15 protein-coding genes are annotated in these 19,422 nt (G+C 61.7%); 2 read left to right on the top strand and 13 right to left on the bottom strand.

Annotation, left to right across the window (positions count from 1 at the left end; genetic code table 11):
* Positions 1–30: 30 nt before the first annotated feature.
* Complete coding sequence (locus HX818_RS09245; protein WP_177019897.1) at positions 31–2,667, bottom strand: glucosidase; 2,637 nt, start codon at positions 2,665–2,667, stop codon at positions 31–33.
* A 195-nt stretch (positions 2,668–2,862) separates the two neighbouring features.
* On the opposite strand from HX818_RS09245, the gene HX818_RS09240 reads away from it, so the two are divergent.
* Entirely contained in the window at positions 2,863–4,230 is a 1,368-nt protein-coding gene (locus tag HX818_RS09240; RefSeq protein ID WP_177019896.1) for a VOC family protein, read from the top strand.
* Between the two features lie 125 nt (positions 4,231–4,355).
* On the opposite strand, the gene HX818_RS09235 is transcribed toward HX818_RS09240, so the two are convergent.
* A complete protein-coding gene (locus HX818_RS09235; RefSeq protein WP_003215657.1) occupies positions 4,356–4,595 on the bottom strand; it encodes a DUF465 domain-containing protein in 240 nt (79 codons plus the stop codon).
* Positions 4,596–4,784: 189 nt separating this feature from the next.
* Between HX818_RS09235 and tkt the strand changes: the two genes are divergently transcribed.
* Complete coding sequence (gene tkt, locus HX818_RS09230; RefSeq protein WP_177019895.1) at positions 4,785–6,845, top strand: transketolase; 2,061 nt, start codon at positions 4,785–4,787, stop codon at positions 6,843–6,845.
* 61 nt (positions 6,846–6,906) lie between these two features.
* On the opposite strand, the gene HX818_RS09225 is transcribed toward tkt, so the two are convergent.
* The 11 genes from HX818_RS09225 to HX818_RS09175 form a co-directional block, all read right to left on the bottom strand.
* Positions 6,907–7,668, bottom strand: a complete 762-nt coding sequence (locus HX818_RS09225) for an SDR family oxidoreductase (RefSeq protein ID WP_177019894.1) — start codon at positions 7,666–7,668, stop codon at positions 6,907–6,909.
* Between the two features lie 43 nt (positions 7,669–7,711).
* Complete coding sequence (locus tag HX818_RS09220) at positions 7,712–8,539, bottom strand: DMT family transporter (protein WP_008434678.1); 828 nt, start codon at positions 8,537–8,539, stop codon at positions 7,712–7,714.
* A gap of 75 nt (positions 8,540–8,614) precedes the next feature.
* Entirely contained in the window at positions 8,615–9,520 is a 906-nt protein-coding gene (gene gcvA / locus HX818_RS09215) for a transcriptional regulator GcvA (protein ID WP_087693730.1), read from the bottom strand.
* A 70-nt stretch (positions 9,521–9,590) separates the two neighbouring features.
* A complete protein-coding gene (locus tag HX818_RS09210) occupies positions 9,591–11,648 on the bottom strand; it encodes a methyl-accepting chemotaxis protein (protein ID WP_177019893.1) in 2,058 nt (685 codons plus the stop codon).
* Positions 11,649–12,050: 402 nt separating this feature from the next.
* On the bottom strand, positions 12,051–13,208 hold the full coding sequence (gene argE, locus HX818_RS09205; protein WP_177019892.1) for an acetylornithine deacetylase: 1,158 nt from the start codon (positions 13,206–13,208) through the stop codon (positions 12,051–12,053).
* Positions 13,205–13,882 (bottom strand): DUF1028 domain-containing protein, encoded by a 678-nt coding sequence (locus tag HX818_RS09200; protein ID WP_008434686.1) that lies wholly within the window; start codon positions 13,880–13,882, stop codon positions 13,205–13,207. Before HX818_RS09200 ends, argE begins: the two co-directional genes overlap by 4 nt.
* Positions 13,883–13,909: 27 nt before the next feature.
* Positions 13,910–14,641 (bottom strand): class II aldolase and adducin N-terminal domain-containing protein, encoded by a 732-nt coding sequence (locus HX818_RS09195; RefSeq protein WP_008434687.1) that lies wholly within the window; start codon positions 14,639–14,641, stop codon positions 13,910–13,912.
* Between the two features lie 94 nt (positions 14,642–14,735).
* On the bottom strand, positions 14,736–15,569 hold the full coding sequence (locus HX818_RS09190; RefSeq protein WP_023658745.1) for an ABC transporter substrate-binding protein: 834 nt from the start codon (positions 15,567–15,569) through the stop codon (positions 14,736–14,738).
* Between the two features lie 28 nt (positions 15,570–15,597).
* A complete protein-coding gene (locus HX818_RS09185; protein ID WP_177019891.1) occupies positions 15,598–16,470 on the bottom strand; it encodes a phytanoyl-CoA dioxygenase family protein in 873 nt (290 codons plus the stop codon).
* Positions 16,471–16,505: 35 nt separating this feature from the next.
* On the bottom strand, positions 16,506–18,023 hold the full coding sequence (locus tag HX818_RS09180; RefSeq protein ID WP_003215631.1) for an amino acid ABC transporter permease/ATP-binding protein: 1,518 nt from the start codon (positions 18,021–18,023) through the stop codon (positions 16,506–16,508).
* A 380-nt stretch (positions 18,024–18,403) separates the two neighbouring features.
* Positions 18,404–19,378 carry a LysR family transcriptional regulator gene (locus HX818_RS09175; protein WP_008434694.1) on the bottom strand — a complete coding sequence of 325 codons (975 nt, stop codon included), beginning with the start codon at positions 19,376–19,378 and terminating at the stop codon, positions 18,404–18,406.
* Between the last annotated feature and the right edge of the window lie 44 nt (positions 19,379–19,422).

Here is a 19,422-nt window from a genome sequence, read left to right as displayed (position 1 = left end):
GCCCGCTCCCACATTTTGATTGTGCTATTTTCAGGTTTTTGGCTGCAACAACAGCGCCACCAACGCACTCCACCCTGTCTGATGCGAAGCCCCCAACCCCCGCCCGGTCTCGCCATGAAAATACTCATGGAACAACACCAGGTCGCGGCTCGCCGGGTCCGCCTCCAACTGTGCATACCCCACCATCGACGGCCTCGAACCGTTCTCATCCCTCAGAAACAAACGCGTCAACCGCTGACTGAGCCCATCGGCAACCTCCTCCAACGACGCCAGATACCCACTCCCCGCCGGATACTCCACCGAGAAATTATCCGCGTAGTACCGATGAAACTCCCGCAGCGACTCAATCAGCATGTAGTTGACCGGCATCCACAACGGCCCGCGCCAGTTGGAGTTACCGCCGTACAGCCGCGAATCAGACTCCGCCGGTTCATAGCGGGCACACAGGGTATTGCCATTCATCTTCAGCGCCAGCGGTTCCTCGGCGAACGCTTTCGACAGCGACCGCACCCCAAAGGTGGAGAGAAACTCCGACTCATCCAGCATCCGCCGCAGCAAGTCCTTGGTCCGCTCCCCCCGCAACAGCGCCAGCAGCAGGCGATTACCCTGCCCCGGCTCGTTCCAGCGCGACACCAGCTTGGCCAGGTCCGGCCGGTGTTTCATAAAACCCAGCAATCGCTCGCGCAACCCCTCCAGCCCTTCATGCTCGCGCTGCTCCAGCACCAGCACCGCAAACAGCGGCATCAGGCCGACTATGGAGCGCAGGCGCACCGGTTCGCTTTCACCGCCAGGCCGATGCAGCACGTCATAGAAAAACTGGTCCTGCTCATCCCACAAGCCTTCATCGCCATTGTCGACGCGGTTGATCGCCCCGGCGATATACAGGAAGTGCTCAAAGAACTTCACCGCGATATCCACATACACCACGTTGCGTTTGGCCAATTCCAGGCCGATACGCATCAGGTCCAGCGCGTACGCCGCAACCCACGCTGTGCCGTCCGCCTGGTCCAACTGATAACCCGGCGGCAAATCAGCCGAGCGATCAAACAGCGCAATGTTGTCCAGCCCAAGAAACCCACCCTGGAACAGGTTGCGGCCCTCGGCGTCCTTGCGGTTGACCCACCAGGAAAAATTCAGCAGCAGCTTGTGGAAGATCCGCTCCAGGAAATCCATGTCGCCCACGCCATTCAGCGCCTTGTCCTGCTGATACACCCGCCAACTGGCCCAGGCATGCACCGGCGGGTTGGCGTCGTCGAAACGCCACTCGTAGGCCGGCAACTGACCGTTGGGGTGCATGAAGCGGTCTTTCACCAACAGCAACAGTTGCTGCTTGGCATAACCGGGGTCGATCAGGGCAACGGCCACCGCCTGGAACCCCTGGTCCCAGGAGGCATACCACGGATATTCCCAAGTGTCGGGCATCGAGAGAATGTCGAAATTCGACAAGTGCCGCCAATGGGTATTGCGGATATGCAAACGCTCGGGCGGCGGCGCGGGCTGGGCCGGGTCGCCGTCGAGCCATTGATTCACGTCGAAGTAGTACAGCTGCTTGGACCACAGCAACCCGGCCAGGGCCTGGCGCTGCACATTGCGTGCGTCTTCATCGGCGATGCCCTGTTGCAGCGCCGCGTAAAAGTCATCGGTCTCCTGGCGGCGCTCTTCAAATAGCTTGCGCGCATTGATCCACGGCGCCTCCACCGGGGCGAAGCGCAGGTACAGGGTTTTGCTTTCCTGGCCCGCCAGTTCGAGGATGAAACGCGCGGCCACTTTCGTGCCCGAATCCCGGCGAATCGCCGATTCCAGGCCCGTGGTCACATAGTCGTTGATCCCGTCCTTGAACGGCCCCGGCGCCGGTTGCCCGTCCAGCCTGGGGTAGTTGGTTTCGTTCTCGCAGAACAGCCATTCCACCCCGTCCTGGCCCCAAGCACTGAGGTGGCGATCGAACAGCTCATGGTGCCGCGCCACCACCTGTTCGCCCTCCAGGCGCAACTCGGGCCTGGGCGCATCGTGGGTCCAACTCCAGTCGTTGCGCGCCCACAGGTGCGGCAACACCTGCAGGCGTGTGGGTTGGTCTGAACGGTTGTGCACGGTAATGCGCATGAACACATCATCGGGCTGGTGCTTGGCGTATTCGACGGTGACATCGCAATAGCGGTTGTCTTCGAAAACCCCGGTATCGAGGATCTCGTATTCGGCATCTCCAAGGCCACGGCGGGCGTTCTCGGTGATCAGGTCATCGTAGGGAAAGGCCGCGTGAGGGTATTTGTAGAGCATGCGCATGTAGGCATGGCTCGGCACGCCATCGACGAAAAAGTACAGTTCCTTGACGTCTTCGCCGTGGTTGCCCTCGGCGTTGTTCAGGCCGAACAGACGCTCCTTGATGATCGCGTCGTGCTCGTTCCACAGCGCCAGGCCCAGGCACCAGCGCTGGGCCTTGTCGCTGAAGCCCGCCAGGCCATCCTCGCCCCAGCGGTAGGCGCGGCTGCGGGCATGTTCGTGGGGGAAGTAGCGCCAGGCATCGCCGTCGGCGCTGTAGTCTTCGCGCACCGTGCCCCATTGCCGCTCGCTCAGGTAGGGGCCCCAGTCACGCCAGCGCTCGCCGTCAGGCTTGGCCAGGCGCTGGCCTTCAATCGTTTCCAGAATGTTCGTCGCAGGCTGTGCCGTCATCGAGTCTTCCGTCGCGTTCAGAGGTGACGGCCAGTGTAGAGCCCTTCGACGGTGAGATGCACGTGAAGCTGACGTCATCCAGCTCATTCATTTGCAGAATGAAGTCCAGAGGAATCTTCGTTTGCAAGGCGTCGGCAGGCCCAACAAAATCAGGCAACCGTGCCTTTCCTCTCTATAGCCGCCAGGAATTTTTCTATGCCCGCCGCCCGCCCAGTCAGCCCTGACGAGATTCGCAAAGGCTTCTCCAAGGCCATGTCCGACATGTACCGCGATGAAGTGCCGCTGTATGGCGCACTGATGGAACTGGTGGCCGAGACCAATGCCCGGGTGCTGGAAACCGACACCGCGCTGGCGCACCAACTGAAGCGCACCGGGGAAATCCAGCGCCTGGACAGGGAGCGCCACGGCGCCATCCGACTGGGCACCGCTGAAGAACTGGCCACCATCAGCCGCCTGTTTGCGGTGATGGGCATGCAGCCGGTGGGCTATTACGACCTCACGCCCGCAGGCGTTCCCGTACACTCCACAGCCTTTCGCGCCGTGCATGAAAGCGCCCTGCAAACCAGCCCCTTCCGGGTGTTCACTTCGCTGCTGCGCCTGGAACTGATCGAAAACCCGGAACTGCGAGCCTTCGCCCAGTCAGCCCTGGCCAAGCGTTCGATCTTCACCCCACGCGCCCTTGAGCTGATCCAACAAGCCGAAGCCGACGGCGGCCTCGATGCCGCCCATGCCGAAGAGTTTATCCAGCAAGCCCTGGAAACCTTCCGCTGGCACCACACCGCCACCGTCACTGCCGCGCAATACCAGCAACTGAGCGACCAGCACCGGCTGATCGCCGACGTGGTCGCCTTCAAGGGCCCGCACATCAACCACCTGACACCGCGCACCCTGGACATTGACCAGGTGCAGGCCGCAATGCCCGGCAAAGGCATCACCCCCAAGGCGGTGATCGAAGGCCCGCCCCGCCGCCAGTGCCCGATACTGCTGCGCCAGACCAGCTTCAAGGCCCTCGACGAGGCAATCGCCTTTACCGATGCCAAGGGCAGCCACAGCGCGCGCTTCGGCGAAATCGAACAACGTGGCGTGGCGCTGACGCCCAAGGGTCGCGCGCTGTACGACCAACTGCTGAATGCTGCACGGGATGAATTGGGCGCGTTTCCGAATGAGGCCAATGCCGGGCGCTACACCGAATTGATGGAGCAACACTTCCAGGCGTTCCCCGACAATCACCGCGAGATGCGCGAACAGGAGCTGGCGTACTTCCGCTATTTCGTAACCGAGAAAGGCTTGGCCGCCCAGGACAAGTTTAAAACCCTGGACGAACTGATCGCCGCCGGCCACGTGGACGTGGAGCCGTTGGTGTACGAAGATTTTCTGCCGGTGAGTGCGGCGGGGATTTTCCAGTCGAACCTGGGGGATGCGGCGCAGAGTCACTACGCGGCCAACTCCAACCAGGCCGAGTTTGAAAAGGCCTTGGGTCGCCAGACTATCGACGAGTTGAAGTTGTACGGTGAAACCCAGCAGCGCTCGATTGACGAATGCAAGCGCGCGCTGCTGGCTTGAAAGAGAGAGTTCGCCCGGCCACAGCGCATTCCATGCGCCGTCTAAGAGCCCCAGTGCCGGGCGAACGGTTGGCATGATAGGCAGCGGCGGTGCTGCTGTCTTTCGGGCAATTCTGAACAAATCTTCTACTTGGCCGTCGCTTTCTCCAGTTGCTCGACGATCTTGTCTTTGATCAACAGGCGTTTCTTCTTCAGCTTCTCCAGCTCCTCGTCACCGCCGCTTGAGGACTCAAGCTCCAGCACCTCCTTGTCGGCGCTGTCGTATTGGTGGAGCAGCGAATCCAATCGGTTATCGCTCGCCCTGCGTTCATGAATAGCTTCCTTGCTCAAACCCAGGTCCTGATACAGGTCGTGTTTCACTGGCATGGAGTACCTCCGCAAGTTGATCATTGACTGAATGCCCCTTGAAGCTAGCCCATCCGGCGGGCTCTTGTCATGTTTGAGATCAACCTGTCGCGTTTGCGTCCCCGTTCGTCGCGGGGCAGACGATTTCATAAAACCTTTGGCGCACGCTGCCCTCCACTGTAGATCGTCACCCGATGGAGAACAGGTTCCATGAATCACGCTGCCAACGCTGTCGACACCCAGTGCATCGACACCATTCGTACCCTCGCCATGGACGCTGTGCAGAAGGCCAACTCCGGCCACCCCGGCACGCCCATGGGCCTGGCGCCCGTCGGTTACACCTTGTGGAGCCGCTTCCTGCGCTATCACCCCGAGCACCCCGACTGGCCCAACCGTGACCGTTTCGTATTGTCGGTGGGCCATGCCTCGATGCTGTTGTATTCGCTGCTGCACCTGGCCGGTGTGGTGGAGATTGATGCCCACGGCAAGCGCTCCGGCCAACCGGCCATCAGCCTGGACGACATCAAGCAGTTCCGGCAGATGAGCTCCAAAACCCCCGGCCACCCCGAATACCGCATGACCACCGGTGTGGAAACCACCACCGGCCCCCTCGGCCAGGGGTGCGCCAACAGCGTCGGCATGGCCATGGCCGAGCGTTGGCTGGCCAAGCGTTTCAACCGTGACGACCAGGTGCTGTTCGACTACAACGTCTACACCCTGTGCGGCGACGGCGACATGATGGAAGGCATCAGCAGCGAAGCCGCGTCCATCGCCGGCCACTTGAAGCTGGAGAACCTGTGCTGGATCTACGACAACAACACCATCAGCATCGAAGGCCACACTGAACTGGCCTTCAGCGAAGACGTGATCAAGCGTTTCCAGGCTTATGGCTGGCACACCTTGCACGTCACCGATGCGAACAACCTGCTGGCCCTGAGCGACGCGCTGAGCACGTTCCAGAAAAACACCGGGGCACCGACGCTGATCGTGGTCGACAGCGTGATTGGCTATGGCTCGCCCCACAAGCACAACACCGCGTCGGCCCATGGCGAGCCTTTGGGCGAAGAAGAAATCCGCCTGACCAAAGCCGCGTACGGCTGGCCCGAAGACTCAAGCTTCCTGGTGCCGGATGAAGCGCGCACGGTGCTGCGGGATGCACTGCTCAAGCGCAGCAAGCCGCTGTATGAGCAATGGACTGAGACCCTGTCCCACCTCGAACAGTACGAACCGGAACTGGCCGATGAACTGCGCCGCATGCGTGCCGGCGAGATGCCCGAGCATTGGCAGGAGCAACTGCCGAGCTTTGCCACTGATGCCAAAGGCGTCGCCAGCCGTGCCGCCGGTGGCGAGGTGTTGAATGCGTTTGCCAAGCAGATCCCGTGGCTGCTGGGGGGCTCGGCCGACTTGTCGCCGTCCACCAAGACCAACCTGACGTTCGACGACGCCGGGCGCTTCAGCGCCGAGAACTACGGCGGGCGCAACCTGCACTTCGGCATTCGTGAACATGCCATGGGCGCGATTGCCAACGGCATGGCGCTGTCGTACCTGCGGCCGTATACCTCGACCTTCCTGGTGTTCAGCGACTACATGAAGCCGCCGATTCGCCTCGCGGCGATCATGGAACTGCCGGTGGTGTTCGTGTTTACCCATGACTCGATTGGTGTCGGCGAAGACGGCCCCACTCACCAGCCCATCGAACACCTGACCCAGTTGCGGGCGACGCCGGGATTGCTGACCCTGCGCCCGGGCGACGCGAATGAAACCCTGGAAGCCTGGAAGATCGCCCTGGCCCAGACCCATCGGCCAACCTGCGTGGTGCTGTCGCGGCAGAACCTGCCGACCCTGGACCGCACGAAATACGCAGCGGCGTCGGGCACTTCCCGTGGCGCGTATGTGCTGGCCGGCGCCGAGAAGCCTCAGGTGATCCTGATGGCCACCGGCAGTGAAGTCAGCCTGGCGGTAGACGCCTATGAGCAACTGAAGGCCGAGGGCGTGGCGGCGCAAGTGGTGTCGATGCCGAGCTGGGAACTGTTCGAAGAACAGGACCAGGCCTACCGCGACAGCGTGCTGCCACCCGCAGTGAAGGCACGACTGGTGGTGGAACAGGCCGGCCCGTTGGGTTGGGACCGCTACGTGGGGCAAACCGGGGCCAAGGTGGTGATGAACAGCTTTGGCGCCTCGGCACCCTTGGCCAAGTTGCAGGCCAAGTTCGGCTTTACCCTGGACAATGTGGTGAAGCTGGCGAAGGAGCAAGTCAGGCTCAACAGCTGACCCAGTGCATGCATGCCGGGCGTGGCCTACCGAGGGAAACCTCGGTGCCATGCCCTGCTGCTCATTTCCCGCCGGTGACATCCAGGAACGTACCGGTGATGAAGGACGCCTCGGCGCCTGCCAGCCACAGGATCGCCCGAGCCACTTCTTCAGGCTGACCGCCGCGGCCCATGGGGATCGAATCCTTCACGCGATCAACCCGCCCTGGCTCCCCGCCACTGGCGTGAATGTCGGTGTAGATATGCCCCGGGCGGATGCAGTTGACGCGTATTCCCTCCCTGGCCACTTCCTTGGCAAACCCGATGGTGAAGGTCTCGAGAGCCCCCTTTGATGCGGCGTAGTCGACATATTCGTTGGGGCTGCCCAGCCGGGCGGATGCCGACGAGATATTGATCACGGCACCACCCCGCCCCTGGTTACGAAACGACATGCGCTTCACCGCTTGCTGGGCACACAGCATCGGCCCGATCGCGTTGACCGCGAAAATCCGCTGCATCCGCTCGAACGGCAAGTCTTCGACCCGGGACTGCAACGCGTTGATCCCGGCGTTGTTAACCAGCACATCGATGCGCCCGAACGTCCGATCTATCGCCGCAAATAACTGGACGACCTGCTCCGGGTCTGCGCTGTCCGCGCGTACGGCCAACGCCCGGCGCCCTGCCGCTTCTACATCCGCCACCACCGCGAGGGCGGCAGACTCATCGGAAACGAAGCTGATCGCCACGTCATAACCTTGTGCGGCGGCCAGCCGCGCGGTGGCGGCGCCAACGCCACGACTTCCACCTGTTATCAGAATCAGCGGTGCCTGCGGGACGGTATCCATTGCGCGAACCTTCATGTGGTGGTGGAAAATGCTTTGCCTGCTGTCAGCCGATCAGGATGGTGCCCGTGGCAATCACCACGCACGCCAGCACCTTGCGGACCGTCAGTGTCTCGCCCAGGAAGAAATAGCCGATCAGTGCCGCAAACAGCACGCTGGTCTCGCGCAAGGCCGAGACCGCGCCCATGGGCGCACCGGCCATGGCATAGATAATGATTCCGTAGGCCAGGAGCGACACCAGCCCACCGGCGAAGGCCGTGAAAAACCCGGGCCGCAGGCTGAACAGACTTTTCGGGCCCCGCAGGCCGATATACACCGCCGGCATCAACACGCCCCACAAGGCGCACATCCACACCGTGTAGGCCATCGGCGCACCCGACAGGCGCGCGCCGATGCCGTCTGTCACGCTGTAGGCGGCAATGAAACAGCCGGTGCCCAGGGCGTATGGCAGGCTGGGAACGGCGAGCCGGCGCCCCCTGAACGCCAGGGAAATGATGCCGCCCGACACCAGGGCAATGCCCAGAAGCGAGCTGGCCGAGACACTCTCCCCGGCAAACACGGCGGCACCCAGGGTGATCAGCACCGGCGAGGAGCCCCGTGAAATCGGATAGGTCTGCCCCAGGTCTCCGACTTTGTAGCTACGCACCAGGAACAGGTTGTAGCCCACGTGCAGCACCGCTGACAGCACCACATAAAACCAGCTGGCTGGCGCCGGAGGGTCCAGGAACACCGCAACGCCGCCACTGGCGATAGCGACCGCCAGGCACATCACCGTCATCGACCAGAGCCGGTCGGCGCCGCCACGCAGCAGCGCATTCCAACTGGCGTGCAGTAAGGCAGCGAAGAGGACCAGGAGAATAATGGGATAAGGCATGCGCCCATCCTAAGCAAACCGGCGCCTTAACTGAAGCGAAGTCTGCTCATTGAAGAATGAGCAAATCCTCATGCTTTATTCGTAAGCCAGTCCGGCGTTTACGGCTTCCTGCATCAGCCAATCACGAAAGCTGACGATATGCGGCTGGGACTCGATGCCTTTGGGGCAGACAAAGTAATAAGCGACCGGTGACGGGAACGGCACATCGAACAGCCTCACCAGGCTGCCATCGCTCAGCTCTGACTCCACATGCCCACTGCGCGCCAATGCAATGCCCTGGCCGAGCAAGGCCGCCTCTATCGTCATGTTGGTATCCGCAAACCTGACACTTTCCTTGAGCGGCGCAATCGCCAGCCCGACGTGCTGGAACCAGACTTCCCACTTCGGCACCAGGTCGGCGCCGTCGCGCATCAGCAAGGGATAGCGCAGCAGTTCGGCGGGTGTGTGTGGCCGGCCAAAGCGTTTCAACAGATCGGGACTGGCCACCGGAAAAATCTGCTCGCGGAACAGGAACTCCGAATACAGCGCCGGGTAATTCCCGTTGCCCAGGCGGATCGCAACATCAGCCTCCGCGCTTGAAAAGTTGATGATCTTGTCGCTGGAGTCCAGGGTGACCAATATTTCAGGGTGCCGTTGGGCCAGGCTCGGCAATCGGGGCAGCAGCCATTTCAGCGCGAAGGAATAGGTGGTACTGACCTTGAGCCGGACCCTGCCCTTTTGCTCGCGCAGGTCCGCGAGTGTCGCCTCAAGGTTCATGAAAAACTCGCGCACGATCGGCGCAAGGGCTGCTCCGGCAGGCGTCAGGCTGAGTGACTTGCCCCGCTGGAACAACTGCAATCCCCAGAGTTCTTCAAGGTGCTTGAGCTGATGGCTGACGGCACTCTGGGTGACATGCAACTCTTCTGAAGCCGAGGTGAAGGTTGCGTGGCGTGTGGCAACCTCAAAGGCGCGCAATGTCGAGGTGGGTGGCAGGTCTCTCATGGCATTGCTTCACCGTTTATGAATAGATGCTCATGATAGAACATCTATCCATTGCGCTGTAGGCCGCCCCTCAACCCAGCTGGAACCGCGCCGTGTTGTCGCTCAACGCCCGGCTGCCCTTGCTCAACATATCCGCCGCCTGGTTCACCGCCCGCGCGCCGTCGAGCAAGCGCCCGGCGGCCTGGTCAACCTGCTGGATATTGCCGCTCACTTCATCCGCCGTCGCTGCCTGCTCCTCAACCGCCGTGGCGATCTGCGCCAGGGTGTCAGTGACGCTCTGCACCGCGCTGGCGATCTCCCCCAGGCGATGGCCCAGGCCCGTGACGGACTCGGCATCGGTCACCGCCTGCTCACAGGCCACGCCCATCAGGGTGACCGCCTGGCTCACCGTCGCGCGCAAACTGTCCACCGTGCCGGCGATCTGCGCCGTGGAAGCCTGGGTCCGTTGCGAGAGGCTGCGCACCTCATCGGCCACCACCGCAAAACCCCGCCCCTGTTCACCAGCCCGCGCAGCCTCGATGGCAGCGTTCAGCGCCAGCAGGTTGGTCTGCTCGGCGATACCCCGAATGGTGTCAACCACCGACTGGATCTGCTGGCCCTGCTGGCTGACGCGCTCCAATGCATCGGAGGTGTCGGTCAAGCGCTGGTTGAGTTGCTGGATACTCGCGGTGGTGCGCTGGCTGTCGCGGCTGCTGTCTTCGGCAATCTGCCGGGTTTTCTGCGCGCTGCCGGAGGCCTGCTCGCAGCTCTTGGCGACGCCCATGGAGGTCGCGGCCAACTGTGTGGCGGCCGCTGCAATCTGGCTGATCTGCTGTTGCTGGTCTTCCACTTCGGTCAGCGTGCTGCCCGATTGCAAATTGAGTGTCAGCACCGCAGAGCCCAACTGCTGCGTCTCGTGATTGACCCCCAGCAGGCTGGTGCGCAACTGCACCACCGCCACGTTGAGCGCCGTGCTGATGGCCGCCAGTTCATCGCGCCCTTCCACCGCCACTTCAACGCACAGATTACCGTCACGCAGGGATTCGGCCAGGGTGGTGATGCCGCTGGCACTGCGGCGAATCGATGCCTGCAAGCACACGAACAGGTACAGGGCTGCCAGCGCCAGCACGCTGAACGTCACCGCCACCGGGATGAATTGCTTGAGCGAGCTGTCGCGGTAGTAACCCAGGCGCGCGTCCAGCGAGGTCAGCGACTGTTTACGCAACGCGCCGAGGGCGCCAAGCATGCCATCCACACTGCGTTCGAAGCCGGTGGTATCGAGCTTGATGGTGCCGCCGAACACGCCTTCGTCCAGGGTCTTCAGTTCGTTGTCCAGCAGTTGCAAGCTGTCGTCGTATGGCGCGATCCAGGTTTGCAGCCCCGGGTATTGCTTGGCCTTGAGGGATGCGGCGGCCTTGACCAACTGGTCCCTTGCGTCGCCGATGCGACCGCGCAAATCACGCATCTGCAAACGGCTTTGCAGGGTGAACTGCCCCGATGCGATGGATGACTGCCCGACGCTCGCCATACGCCCGATACGCTCGATCAGGTCGGGGGTTTGCTGGGTGGAAATCTGCATCAGCAAATAGGTTTCAAGCCACGGATCGAGGATCAACCCGGTGTCCATGGTGATCTGTTCGCGCAGGGTTTGCATCGCGCTCAGCGCAGACGTGAAGCGGTCATAACCATCCGGCCACCAGCCCACGGTGCGCAGGGATTGGGAATCCATGCCGGTGACCGAGGCTTGCAATGCCTCAAAACGTGCAAGGGTGTCCGGGCGGGCGTTCTGGACTTTGAGGGCCTCGCCCAGGGCCTGCACGCTTTGCAGGATCAGCGGGAAATTGGTATCGACCGCAGTCATGGCCGCCTTGGCCGCGGGTGTCTGGTCGTGGAGGATGTCGGCGGCTTTCCAGCGCGCCGCCAGGTTGCGCTGGGCGGTCAGTTGGGCGTCCAGGGCATCCAGCGCCAGCAGTTCGCGCACCCCGGATTGCTCATTGGAAATCACCGTCAGCTTGGTGCGGTACTCCTGCGCGATCATCCACAGGCTGCCCGCCAGGGGCAGCATGAACAGGAAAAACAGGATCTGGAACTTGCGCGCGAATCCAAAACGTCCGAGCAGGCGGATACCTGGCGACAACACACTTTGCATGTCCGACTACTCCTAGAACCACTCGCCTCAACAGCGAATCAAGCTTTGAAATGATTGACGGCAAAATGCCATGTCATTGATTAAGCTGGCTCTAGCAAGAAACGGACCGCTGTTGTCGGGCCCGCTGGATAGGCGGGACGTCGTGCAAAACACGCTGTGCCGTGCGCGAAAATGGGGCGAAAGCACTCAGCGCAGGTGGCAGAACGGTAACCGTCTGACCAATACCGCAAGCGTAAGGGCAGCCGACAACCTGTGGCGAGGGAGCTTGCTCCCGCTGGGCTGCGAAGCGGCCCCAAAACAGGCACTGGTGTTCCTTCAGGTCGATACGATTGCAGGGTTTAGGGCTGCTTCGAAGCCCCAACGGGAACAAGTTCCTTCGCCACAGGATGGGTGCTTGCTGAATCAGGATTGCCGACTGGCAAACACCAACACTTTCTCCAGCATCCGGTCACAGGCCTCAAGCTGCGCAACGCTGATGAACTCGTCAGGCTTGTGCCCCTGGTCCATGCTGCCCGGTCCACATACCACGGTGGGAATGCCCGCCTGATCAAACAGCCCGCCTTCGCTGCCGAACGCCACTGTGCCGTATGCCTGAGAGCCACAGAAGTCGGCAACCCATTCAGCCGCCTGGCTCTGCGCTGATGTCGACAACCCTGGGTAACTCGACAGCTCACTGAAGTGGATTGCACACTGCCCGCTCACCGCCTGCATCGCGGGCAATAAGGTGTGCTCGGCGTAACCCCGCAGTTGGTCCGCGACGTGCCAGAGATTCTGTGCGGGCAGTGAGCGCACTTCGAAGTCGAAGCTGCAGTTTTGCGGGACGATATTCAGGGCGTTGCCACCGGCAATCATGCCGGTTTGCACGGTGGAGAACGGCGGATCAAAACTCCCTTCGTGATGTTGCGGCGCCTTGAGTTCTTCACCGAGCCGGCCCAGTTCGATGATCAACAGCGCGGCATATTCGATGGCGTTCACACCCGACGGCGCATACGCCGAATGGCACGCCGCGCCATGTACCTCGCAACGCATCGCCAGCTTGCCCTTGTGGCCCAGCACCGGCTTGAGTTCGGTCGGTTCGCCGATCACGCACAGTAACGGCTTGACGGTTTTTGCATGGAACGCTTCGATCAGCGACCCCACGCCCAGGCAGCCCACCTCTTCATCGTAAGACAGCGCGATATGCACCGGCATGCGCAGCGGTGCCTGTACCAGCGCCGGTACGCTGGCCAGCACGCAGGCGAGGTAGCCCTTCATGTCGGCGGTGCCACGCCCGTACAGCTTGCCATCCTTCTCGGTCAGTTCAAACGGCGCAACGCTCCAGCACTGACCGTCTACAGGTACTACGTCGGTATGGCCCGAAAGCACGATACCGGGCACCTCCGCCGGACCTATGGTGGCCAACAGATTGGCTTTGCTCTTTTGCTCGTTGAACAACAATTCACAGCTCACGCCATGGTGCTGCAAGTAGTTGCGCACGAAGTCGATCAGGGCGAGGTTGGATTCGCGGCTGGTGGTGTCAAAGCTGACCAGGTGCGCCAGCAGGTCACGGCTGCGGCTCATCGGTCATCTCCCGGCACCGCGTAGCCAGGGGCGCTTTGCGGGTTGATGGCGCGGTCGATATAGTCCTGCATTTGCCCGCGATAGGCCTGCCAGAGTTGGTCCAGGGTGCCGATCGGATCCACGTCGGCCCAGTCCACCCGCAGGTTGACGATGGGCCACAGGTGGTCACCGACCACCACCAGCGCGGCAGAATGTACTGGCCCCGCCTCGCCGCCTCCCGCCGCCCCCGCCTGCATGGAGGCGAGCAACCGGTCGGCGAGATGCCCGGGCGTATCTTCGAAGGCGCGCACCATGGCTTCGATCACACCGGTATTCGCCAGCATGTTCCCTGCCGCCACGCATTGCTCGCCGCTGACCGCGTGGTGGATGCCCAGGGTCTGCGCGCCGCTGAAGTGTGCGGTTCGGCCAGTGCTATCGATCACTGTCACCTGGCGATATTCGCTACGGCTCTGCGGGGTGAGCGCGGTGGCCAGCGCCTCGCTCGGGGCCATGCCCTGGGCCAAAAGGTCCAGGGTTTGCGGGCCGAGGGCCGGCAACGTGATGTTCTGCGACGCCACCGCGCCCACGCCGGGGCGCAGCCACGGGCAACGGGCGCCCACGGCAATGCTCGACGAGCTGATAGCGATACCCAACTGGCCGGTTTCGGCACAGCGGGCGACAACCGAAAAGGTCATGGGAGTTCCTGCCTGTGAGGGGTGAAATCAGTCGAGCAACGAAGGGTCGGCGTCGATCATCAACTGCTTCATTTCTTCAAAATGCCGTTGCGAGAAATCCGTGATGCCTTCCCATCCCCGCGCGGTCTTTTCAGCCACTTCGTCAGACAGTATCCGCAGCGGCTGGCCGGTGGACCACGCCGTGACGAGGATCTGGCAGGCGCGCTCCAGGGTCCAGATATCATCGAATGCCTCGCCGATGGAGGTGGCTGTGACCATCACCCCATGGTTGCCCATCAACAAGCGGCTCTTGCCATCCAGCAAACCGGCGAGGCGCTCGCCCTCGGCCTCGGTGTCGGCCATGCCACCGTACAGCTCGTCCACCGCCACGCGATTGAAATAGCGCGCGGTGTTCTGGTCGATCGCAGGGATATGCGGCTTGGCCAGGCAGGCTACCGCCGTGGTGTACACCGGGTGCAGGTGCAGCACGGCGCGGGTTTGCGGCAACAGCCGGTGAATCTGCCCGTGGATCGACCAGGCGGTAGCGTCTACCTCCGGATGATCGGCACCGCCGGCGTCGTCGGCATTCAACAGCAGCATGTCACTGGCGCGGATACGCGAGAAGTGCTTCCACTTCGGGTTGAGCAGGAACTGTTTGCCGTCGGCCGACACCGCCGCGCTGAAATGGTTGGCCACTGCCTCATGCATGCCAAGGTGCGCAACGATGCGGAAAGTTGCCGCCAGGTCGATGCGGGTTTGCTCTTCAAGTGATAACGCCATGTAGCTTTCTCCGCAGGACAAGTACCCCATAATCTGTAGTGAGCAAGCTCGCTCGTCACAGGTATGGCGTGTTCCTTAAGTGAACAGTTTCCGGTCAGGACTTCGGCATCAGCTCGGCGATGTCGGCATCGGTAGGCGCCTGGAAGTTGTATTTCTTGAGCAAGGCGGCGTATTCAGGGGTGGCGCTGAACTTCTTGATGCCTTCGATCAAGGCGTTCTTGACCTCGTCATTGCCCTTCTTCACACCAAAGCCGTTCAACACCGGGTAGATCAAGGTATCGGAAGAAATCACCACGCGCCCGCCGAGTTTTTCCACTGCGCCACGGGCCACGGCCGCATCGGTGATCTGCGCTTCAACAGCATGAGCCAGCAAGGCCTGGGTGGTTTGCGGGTCGGTACTGTACTCGCTGATCGCGATCGGCTTCAGCCCTTTCTTCACACAGTACTCATCCGACAGCTTGTGCATCTGCGCCAGCCAGGAGGTGGCGCCCATCGAGCCGATCTTGTGGCCGCAGAACTCTTCAGGGGTCTTGGGCTGGAAGTCGCTGCCCTTGAGCGTCAGGATCGACTCACCGCTTTTCAGGTAGGGAATCATATCGATGACTTTCACCCGTTCGGCGGTGATGTACATCGAAGAGTTGGTCACGTCGAATCGCCCCGCCTGCAGGCCGGTGATCAGGTTGGGAAAGCGCGTGTCGAGGGTCTCGACGGTGCGCCCCATGGTCTTGGCCAGGCCATCCATGAATTCGATATCAAAGCCGGCGGGCTTGTTGTTATCCATGTATTCATAGGGAAAGAAGGTCACATCGGAACCTGCGACGATTTTCCCGTCTTTCTGGAAAGCCGAAGCCGCCAACGACGTCATTGCAACCGCAGCGCCCAGCAGGCACACGGCAATAGGGCGAGCAATCATCTGAAACGCTGTCATGGTAATACCCTGCAAGGTGAGAAGAAGGTTAGGCAGTGACTGAATCCTGGCCGGCCTGTTGCACAAAGAAAGAGGCGCCACGGGGCTTCTGCGGCAAGCGCAGGTGGTTTTCCGTGGAACGCACCAGCCCACTTTCTTCACCGGCCACTATCAGGCCGGCGTGCGCGCTGGGCAGCGGGTTTTCGCCGAATGGAAGCGCGTCTTCAGCGGCGTAGACGCTGATGAACAGGGTGCGCGGCAGTTCGGTCTCGTTAGGGCTTGAAGCGTGCAAAAGACGGGTGTGCATGAAGCACACGGAACCGGCCGGGCCATAACAGGCGACCGGGTCGTGGCACAGGTCGTCGACCACCGTGTCGTCCACCGAACCGGTGAAACGCTGGTCGCGCCAGTGGGACCACAACGGGCCTTTGTGGCTGCCGGGAATAACATTCAACGGGCCATTCTGCGGTGTGACTTCACTGACCATGAGCAAGGCCGTGACGATGTCGTCATTGCTGTGGGGCGTGAACTGGAAGTCCTGGTGCCACTTCACCTGCGTGGCGGTGTGGGGCAGTTTCGAGTTGATCTTGCTGTGATGAAAACGCGTGCCGCCGCCCCCGATCAGTTGCGCGGAGATCGCTGCCATCCGCGAATGCAACGCCACACGCTGGTATGCCGGCGAAATTTCGGTGGGCGAACTCACTCGGCGCAGCGAGGGATGATCCGGGCGATGGTCGCCTTCCAGGTCGAAACGCGCACGGCCATCTGCCGTTTCACCCCAGCCCTGTTCGTGGCTGCGGCTGTCTTCTACCCACTGGTCGAAGTCGTGCTGCAACGCGGCGACTTCTTCAGCCGACAGCACGTCTTGCACCACCAGAAAACCGTCCCGGTGAAACTGTTCAATTTGCGCTTGCTCGATCATGTTGTGGCTCTCTTGTCGCTCGAACGTTAAAGGGGTTACGCCAGCGAGACGTCCTTGAGGAACGCCTCCACACGTGGGTTTTCGCCGCTGCGCAGCGCCTGCGGCGTGTCGTCGCACACCACACGGCCTCTCTCCATGAACACGATCCGGTCGGAGACCTTGAACGCGAAATTCATCTCATGGGTGACGATCACCATGGTGATGCCCTCCTGGGCCAGGGCCTCGATGACCTGCAGGACTTCGTTGACTTTTTCCGGGTCCAGGGCCGAGGTGGGCTCGTCAAACAGCATGATTTGCGGGCGCATCATCAGGGCGCGGGCGATGGCCACGCGCTGCTGTTGGCCACCGGAAAGCTGATGCGGGTACTTCCAGGCGTGATCGAGCATGCCGACCTTGTGCAGCAGCGCGTAGGCTTGTTGCTTCAGCTCATCCAGCTTGCCGAGGTGGTGGTACTTCGGCGCCATCAGCAAGTTGTCGAGCACGCTCAGATGCGGGAATAGATTGAAGCTCTGGAACACCATGCCGATGTTCAGGCGATGCTCGGCGTGCTCGACATACTGCGGCTTCTGCGCGCCGACTTTGTTCAGGTGAATAAAGGGTTGGCCGTTGATCTGGATCTCGCCGTTGTCCAGTTGCTCAAGACCGTTGAGCAGGCGAATCAGGGTGGTTTTTCCGGAGCCCGAAGGCCCGATCACCGACACTACTTCGCCGGGCTGGATCTGCAGGTTGACCGAGCCCAGTACCTCTACATCGTTGTAGGCCTTGTGCAGCCGGCTGGCCTGCAGCGCCGGGCCTTCGGTACTGACAGGGCGTTGCAGGGCGACGTGCTGTCGGGTCGCCAGCGCCAGCACCTCGGCATCAGGTACCCGGGACACGTTGCGTTGATTGACGTCGAGAAAACGCTCGAGCCGTTTGAGCAGGAAGTCGAACACCGTGACGATGAACACGTAGAAAAAAGCCACCGCCGCCATCGTCTCGATCACCAGGAAATTCTGCGAATACAGGCGCTGGCCGACCATCAGGATCTCGGTCAGCGAAATCACCGACACCAACGAGGTCAGCTTGACGATGGAGATGTATTCGTTGGCCAGCGACGGCAGCGCCACCCGCAATGCCTGCGGGATCACCACCCGCCACTGGATCCCGAAAAACTTCAGCCCCAGTGCCCGCGCGGCCTCGCCCTGACCTTTGGGAATCGACAGCAGGCCGCCCCGGTGAATCTCAGCGACATAGGCGGTTTCGCAGATCACCAGCGCCAGCAGGCCGGCCCAGAACGGGTCCGCCAGAATCACCGACGTGGCGGGAATCGCCTGTGGCAGGTTGTAGATGAAGATCAGCAGCACCAGCAGCGGCAGGCTGCGGAACAACCAGATATAGCCACGCGCCGGCAGGCTAATCAGCGCGTGCTTTGACTGCTTGGCCAGGGCCAGCAGGAAGCCCAGCGCGATACTCAGGACCCATGTCAACGAACTGAGCTGGATGACCGTCCATGTCGCCCGCCAGAACTCGGCATCGGCCAGCAAACCAAACATGTAATTCCAGTTGAAAGTCATCGTCACTGTGCTCGACAAAAAAATGAAAATGCCCACCGAATGCTCAACGTGAAGGTCGAACCCTGATCTGCACCGATGGACTGAGATTCGTGGGGAGAGGCCCTTGGGGTCAATTCGTAAAAGCCGGCCTATTGGGTAGGGAGAACCTACGCAGCGTCACCGTTCCCTGGGTGACGACTGGACTGGTAAAACAGCCTGTCTCTTAATGGGGCGACACCTCGCCCATCAGGCAATCAGCGCCACATCTTGGTGCGAAGCAAACGCGATCCCCTGTGGGAGCTGGCTTGCCTGCGATAGCATCGCCCCGGTGTACCTGGAAGACCGAGGTGCCTGCATCGCAGGCAAGCCAGCTCCCACAGAAAAGCAGGAAAGCACGCGGCTCAGCCCGCGCCGTTCAGGGTGCGCACCGCATGGGCATCAAAAAAGCTCGGGGCCGCCATGCCCGGGATGTACTGGTCTGAAACGAACATGCGGCAACGCTCGGCAAACGCCGACACCACGCGGGACAATTGGGTATTGCTCGCCGTGGCATAGCCCAGCTGCATGGGCCGGTGCGGGCCGGACAAGCGCAGGCGGATCAAGCGCTTGCCGTCCTGGGAAAGATTGGCTTTGGGCCGGGCATTCGCGAAGGAATAGCCGATGCCATTGGCAACCATCGAGCGCACGGTTTCAAGGTTGCTGGAGCGCATGATGATGTTCGGTGTGGTACCGGCCTGCATAAAGAAGCTGAGGAAATATTCCCGACTCCAGGGCGTGTCCAGCAGCACCACCGGGTAATCCTCAAGGTCGAGCATGCTCACCGCCGACAGGCTTGCGAGCGGGTGGTACTCACCCACCATCACATACGGCGGTAATTGCGCCAGCGGCTGGAAGTCGATGTCGTCACTGGTCACCAGGTCGTAGGTCAGGGCGATATCGATCTCGGCGCTGCGCAGTTTTTCCAGCATTTCCTCGTGGTTGCCCTCCACTTGCGTGAGGCGTACACCTGGAAACGCGCGGCCAAAACCAAACACCAGCTCAGGGGTGATCATCGGCGCCAGCCACTCCAGGCAACCCACCCGCAGCGGTCCGCGCACGGTGTTCAGCGACTCGGAAGCGATGGTGTAGAGGTTGGTCATCTGCTCCAGGATCAGCTTGGCCTCCTGCATCACCTGGCGCCCCACTGCCGTGAGGGAAATGCCCTGGGCGTGATGCCGCACAAACAGCTGGATGCCCAACTCGGCCTCCATGTGGGTGATCGCAGCCGAGATAGACGGCGACGACACATGAATGCGCTCAGACGCCGCACTGATGCTGCCTGCCTCACCGGAAGCCACGAAATATTCCAGTTGGCGCTGGGTAATACGACTGAGCATCACGCCTCCACATCATCAATAAGCTGACGCCAAGCCGGCGCCGC

The organism is Pseudomonas sp. F9001 (assembly GCF_013385435.1).
In the GTDB taxonomy this organism is placed as follows: Bacteria; Pseudomonadota; Gammaproteobacteria; order Pseudomonadales; family Pseudomonadaceae; genus Aquipseudomonas.
The sequence above is the reverse complement of the archived record's forward strand: the minus strand, read 5'-3'. Positions and strand labels throughout refer to the sequence as shown.

Bases quoted from the DNA above. Each gene is read 5' to 3' on its own strand.
- HX818_RS09245 (WP_177019897.1), bottom strand. From the start codon at position 2,667: ATGACGGCACAGCCTGCGACGAACATTCTGGAAACGATTGAAGGCCAG.
- HX818_RS09240 (WP_177019896.1), top strand. From the start codon at position 2,863: ATGCCCGCCGCCCGCCCAGTCAGCCCTGACGAGATTCGCAAAGGCTTC.
- HX818_RS09235 (WP_003215657.1), bottom strand. From the start codon at position 4,595: ATGCCAGTGAAACACGACCTGTATCAGGACCTGGGTTTGAGCAAGGAA.
- tkt (WP_177019895.1), top strand. From the start codon at position 4,785: ATGAATCACGCTGCCAACGCTGTCGACACCCAGTGCATCGACACCATT.
- HX818_RS09225 (WP_177019894.1), bottom strand. From the start codon at position 7,668: ATGGATACCGTCCCGCAGGCACCGCTGATTCTGATAACAGGTGGAAGT.
- HX818_RS09220 (WP_008434678.1), bottom strand. From the start codon at position 8,539: ATGCCTTATCCCATTATTCTCCTGGTCCTCTTCGCTGCCTTACTGCAC.
- gcvA (WP_087693730.1), bottom strand. From the start codon at position 9,520: ATGAGAGACCTGCCACCCACCTCGACATTGCGCGCCTTTGAGGTTGCC.
- HX818_RS09210 (WP_177019893.1), bottom strand. From the start codon at position 11,648: ATGCAAAGTGTGTTGTCGCCAGGTATCCGCCTGCTCGGACGTTTTGGA.
- argE (WP_177019892.1), bottom strand. From the start codon at position 13,208: ATGAGCCGCAGCCGTGACCTGCTGGCGCACCTGGTCAGCTTTGACACC.
- HX818_RS09200 (WP_008434686.1), bottom strand. From the start codon at position 13,882: ATGACCTTTTCGGTTGTCGCCCGCTGTGCCGAAACCGGCCAGTTGGGT.
- HX818_RS09195 (WP_008434687.1), bottom strand. From the start codon at position 14,641: ATGGCGTTATCACTTGAAGAGCAAACCCGCATCGACCTGGCGGCAACT.
- HX818_RS09190 (WP_023658745.1), bottom strand. From the start codon at position 15,569: ATGACAGCGTTTCAGATGATTGCTCGCCCTATTGCCGTGTGCCTGCTG.
- HX818_RS09185 (WP_177019891.1), bottom strand. From the start codon at position 16,470: ATGATCGAGCAAGCGCAAATTGAACAGTTTCACCGGGACGGTTTTCTG.
- HX818_RS09180 (WP_003215631.1), bottom strand. From the start codon at position 18,023: ATGACTTTCAACTGGAATTACATGTTTGGTTTGCTGGCCGATGCCGAG.
- HX818_RS09175 (WP_008434694.1), bottom strand. From the start codon at position 19,378: ATGCTCAGTCGTATTACCCAGCGCCAACTGGAATATTTCGTGGCTTCC.